This is a genomic window from Clostridium sp. UBA6640, assembly GCF_002455975.1.
Lineage (GTDB): Bacteria > Bacillota > Clostridia > Clostridiales > Clostridiaceae > Clostridium_J.
Genome location: NZ_DKLM01000072.1, coordinates 1 through 4,288, shown reverse-complemented (window position 1 = coordinate 4,288; position 4,288 = coordinate 1). Strand labels below are relative to the sequence as shown.

The window sequence follows — 4,288 nt, the reverse complement described above, 5'->3', positions numbered from 1 at the left end:
TTTTTCATTAAGAAACCCTATATATAGATATATCAAATAGAGCTATTCTGTAAATAAAGCGAAGTAAAATAGTTACTTTACATAACTATATCGTAGAGAATTTAATTAAATTAAAATAAAACATAGATAAGATATTAAAAAACTATATTATTAAATACCTAAATTATAAATTTAAAGTTTATAATTATATTCAAAACTAATTAAGGAAATTAGTTAAATTAAAACTAATTTCCTTCATAAACTTCGCTGTATAATTAATATGTATGTAAGTCACTTAGTTTCAATTTTCAATTGATTAAAGTTGTAGAGATAAATACTTAATAACATAAACTGCTAAACTTATGTTAGATGTTTAGATATTTTATCCATGTACTAATTATTATGTAAAATAATATAAAATTTTACTTGATATATCTACATATTTAAATAGTACAATGAAAAATTGCAAATTTCAACCAAAATATAGAGAGTATTACAACTCACATTACATGATTATTTGTTTGATACTTGTTTATTTAGGGGTTTTTGTCTTAAATTATTTAAAAAGTTTTTATTTTGTAATAATTGCCTGTAAAAATGTAGTATAATAATTATTAAGTAACTTATACTAATCTATGTAATTGGAGGAAGGAAATATGTATAATTATAAATCTATTCAGATGCCGTTATTAAATGTTGATGGCTTCAATGATTTTATATACAAAGAATACAAACCTTCCGAAGAACTTACACCTTATATATGTTGTTATTGGTACTTAAAAACTAGTAAAGACATAGATGGAGATTATTGTATAAGAGTATTGCCAGATGGATGTATCAATTTAGTATTTAGTAACTACAATAGACCTTTTGATGATAATAGTTTATTAATAGGATTAAATAAGAGACCATCTTGCTTTACAATAAAAAATCATAGGGAACTTTTTGGGATAAGGCTCTACCCTGGTACTAGTGGGCTAATTTTTAATTGCCCAGCAAATGAATTTCTAGATAAAACAATACCGCTAAAATATTTTTGGGGAGATATCTTATTGAAGATTAATGATGAATTATCTAAAAAAATATTTATTTATGATAAGATAGAATTAATTGAGGATTATATAAAAAATTTAGTTATAAATAAAATAAATCTTAGATTGGATCCAATAGTTCAAAATTCTTTAAATTATATTTATGATGCTAAAGGACAAGTATCTGTTAATGAGATTGCCAATAATCTAAATATTAGTAGCAAATCCTTATTTCGTAAATATAATAATTGGATAGGAATAAGCCCAANNCAGAGCCCAAAATTATTTTGCAGGATAGTAAGATTTCAAAATACTTTAAAGGATATTACATCTTTAAAGGAAGTGCCTCTTTGTGAAGTGGCTTTAGAAAATGGATATTATGATCAACCACATTTTATTAAAGAATTTAAAGAGTTTTATGGCAATTGCCCATCAGAGCTCTTTAATAAATATAATTAGGTCTTTTTTTTACAATACAAAATATTATCTTTTATGATATAAAAATACTTATATAAACAAAATACTTCATTGTTTTAAGGAAGTTTTATCATAAAACAAGTTCAAAAAATTTGATAAAACATTATTAAATAAGGGTTGCAATGAAAAATCATTAGGAGGGATATATAATGAGCTTAAAAGCTAAATTAGAACAAAAAAAGAAAGAGAGAATAAGAAAAGAAAAAATAAATACTGCTAAAAAACTTGCAGTTGGAACAGTTGCTGGCGTAGTTGGGGGATTAATGCTAGCGCCTAAATCAGGAAAAGAAACAAGAGAAAATATAAAAGCAAAAGCTAAGGAAGCTAATGAAAACATAAAAGTAAAAGCTAAAGAAGTTAATGAAAATTTAAAAGTTAAAACTGGTGAAGTAAAAGAAAATGCACTTGAAGCTAAAGATAAAATATCTAAATATATAGCTGAAAAGAAAGTTTGCAAAAAACCTTGTTGTGAAGAAGTAACAGAATCTTGTGAGTGCAGTGAGGAAGTAGAAGAAGTAGCTGAAGAAAAAATAGAAGAATAAATTAAGCTAGGTGATATTAATGTATATTTCAGTTGAAAATTTATTTTTTGTAATACTTAGCTTATTAGGTGCTGTTGCTCTAGTTTTTCTTATAATATTTTTAAATAAAGCTATTAAATTTATAGGCAAAATAGATAGCGTTATTGGGGAAAATGAACACAATATAAATAAGCTTATGAGTTCTTTACCAGAAGCATCAGATAATGTGGTTACATTAACTGAGAATTTAAAGGATGTAAGTGAGGTAGTCACATCAACTACTGCAGATGTTATTGATACTAAGGAAAATATATCAGAATATCTTCAAATTGGTAAAGACATATTTGCAATAATAAAAGATGTATTCTTAAAATAAAATGAATATTTAAAAACTATGATAAATTTATGTAAATTCATAAACTTATCATAGCTTTTTATTTTTATGGTAAAATTTTTACTTAGAATATATAGATATATGAGTTTCGAATTTAATATATCCCAGAAAATAATTAGCACTTATTAGTATCTGGACTAAAANNCAATTTTATATTGCTAGTCAAAGATATGTTTTAAGAAATTATTTTGCCTAAAATAATTTCATCTTTAATTGTGAATTGTGAACTGTGCATTGTGCATTGTGCATTGATAAATCACCAGAGGTGAAAAACTAGCAATTGCATTGCTAGTTAAAAATCTATTAAAGAAATTATTTTGATTGAAAATAATTTCTGCCTTAAATAAAAAATACAAGCTATTAATTAGATAATAGCTTGTACTTTTTATATTATATGTTCAATTATTCTTGAACTGGAGCTCCAACTGGGCAAACGCTAGCGCAAGCACCACACTCGATACAAGTGTTTGGATCTATAACATATAATCCGTCTCCAGCACTTATACAGTTAACTGGGCACTCAGATTCACAAGCTCCGCAGCTAATACAAGCATCAACTATTTTATAAGCCATAATAAAAACCCTCCCTTATTTCTAATTCAACAATATAATAACATAACTTTTAACAATAATAAAGTATTTATATAAATATTTTGAATTAAATCAAAACAAGAAGTAATATTAAGAAAATTAAGAATAATGTTTAATTATTAAATTTTATTTAATGTAAACCTTAAGATGTTAATATAATATGTGTAAATAATTCATTTATATGGGTTACCTAGAAAAAATTATAGAAAATTATTTTAAAATCATATAGATTTATATATATTTATATAACTTTAAGTTATAAGAATGAATGGTAAAATTTATAATAATAGGTTGTTAATTTATTATCAATATCTGTAGTAATAAAGAGAAAAAAGTAAGATTTTGAAGAATTTACTGCACAGTTAAAGTAATTTAAAATTGAAAAGACATAGTTAAGTGCTTTAAAATAGAAAGTAATAATGTTATAGGAGATGAAGTGTATGAGCTTAAAAGGGAAGGTAGCTATAATAACAGGCGGAACTAGAGGAATAGGAAAAAGCATAGCCTTAGAATTGTCCCGAAAAGGTGCTAGTGTAATTCTAAATTATAAAAATAACGATGATAGCGCAAAAAAAACTTTGGAGGAAATTAAATTAATAGGTGGATATGGGATATTAATAAAAGGTGATGTTTCAGATTATAACTTTTGTAAGAGTTTAGTAACTAAAGTTATCAAAGACTTTGGTAAAATTGATATATTAGTTAATAATGCTGCTATATCTAAAGTTGGTCTTTTTATAGATATGGATGAAAAAGATTATGATTCAATAATGAATACGAATATGAAGGCAATTTTTAATATGTGCAATCATGTTTGTAAATACATGATTGGAAAGGAAAGTGGAAATATTATAAATATATCATCTATGTGGGGAAATGTTGGTGCATCTTGTGAAGTAATATATTCTACTTCTAAAGGGGCTGTAAACTTATTTACCAGGGCATTAGCAAAAGAGTTAGCGCCTAGTAATATAAGGGTTAACGCTATAGCACCAGGAATTATAAACACAGAAATGAATTCTTGGATGAGTGAGGAAGAATTAAATTCAATGATAGATGAAGTACCTTTAGGAAGATTAGGAGAAGGAGAAGATGTAGCAAAAGCAGTAGCTTTTTTAGCTAGTGACGAATCTAAATACATAACAGGACAAATTATAAATGTAGATGGTGCAATATTATAGGGATACAATGCGAAAATTTAATATATACTATAGAAAATAAAATTTTTATAAAAATAGCTTAAATCCTTAGAAATTAAGGATTAATAATTAAGAATGAAGAATTTAGGAAAAAAT

At 25.1% G+C, this 4,288-nt stretch carries 5 protein-coding genes; 4 read left to right on the top strand and 1 reads right to left on the bottom strand.

Annotated elements, in window-relative coordinates; translation table 11 throughout:
- The first annotated feature begins 635 nt into the window (after window positions 1-635).
- From B2W91_RS07855 to B2W91_RS07845, 3 genes are all read left to right on the top strand, one after another.
- A complete protein-coding gene (locus B2W91_RS07855) occupies window positions 636-1,469 on the top strand; it encodes a helix-turn-helix domain-containing protein (protein WP_291579862.1) in 834 nt (277 codons plus the stop codon).
- Window positions 1,470-1,636: 167 nt separating this feature from the next.
- Complete coding sequence (locus tag B2W91_RS07850; protein WP_291579861.1) at window positions 1,637-2,029, top strand: YtxH domain-containing protein; 393 nt, start codon at window positions 1,637-1,639, stop codon at window positions 2,027-2,029.
- Window positions 2,030-2,048: 19 nt separating this feature from the next.
- Window positions 2,049-2,384, top strand: coding sequence for a hypothetical protein (locus B2W91_RS07845; protein ID WP_291579860.1), 336 nt, complete (start codon window positions 2,049-2,051; stop codon window positions 2,382-2,384).
- 420 nt (window positions 2,385-2,804) lie between these two features.
- Here B2W91_RS07845 and B2W91_RS07840 read toward each other — a convergent pair whose 3' ends face one another.
- Window positions 2,805-2,975 carry a DUF362 domain-containing protein gene (locus B2W91_RS07840; RefSeq protein WP_039636582.1) on the bottom strand — a complete coding sequence of 57 codons (171 nt, stop codon included), beginning with the start codon at window positions 2,973-2,975 and terminating at the stop codon, window positions 2,805-2,807.
- A gap of 458 nt (window positions 2,976-3,433) precedes the next feature.
- Here B2W91_RS07840 and ymfI point away from each other — a divergent pair, with 458 nt between their 5' ends.
- Complete coding sequence (gene ymfI, locus B2W91_RS07835; RefSeq protein WP_291579859.1) at window positions 3,434-4,174, top strand: elongation factor P 5-aminopentanone reductase; 741 nt, start codon at window positions 3,434-3,436, stop codon at window positions 4,172-4,174.
- Window positions 4,175-4,288 lie beyond the last annotated feature (114 nt).